Below are 256 nucleotides of genomic sequence, written 5' to 3'. Positions count from 1 at the left end.
GCTCCAATAACGCCCAGAAACTGATTGTGTTCATCCACCACCAGCTTCAGGCGTACATGGGTTTTGATCATCATGTTGCGGGCTTCAAGGGCAGTCATCGAGGCATCAACCACCATGGGCTCATGGTCGATAAAATCGGTAAAAACCGTCTTGGCAGGGCTATTCATGGAGATACACACCGGTTTTTCCGGGAAGGCCAGATCATCAATGCTCTGGACGGAATGCAGGGTCAATTTGCTCATAAGAAATACTCCAC

The 256-nt window shown here is 49.2% G+C and carries 1 protein-coding gene; it reads right to left on the bottom strand.

Annotated features, from left to right (window positions below):
• Nucleotides 1-242 (bottom strand): CBS domain-containing protein (locus Q4563_RS21020; RefSeq protein ID WP_303605903.1); only part of this gene is annotated, 242 nt, incomplete at its 3' end.
• Between the last annotated feature and the right edge of the window lie 14 nt (nucleotides 243-256).

The organism is Gilvimarinus sp. 1_MG-2023 (genome assembly GCF_030548285.1).
Note: the sequence above shows the minus strand (reverse complement) of the source record. Positions and strands in the feature narration are given on the sequence as shown.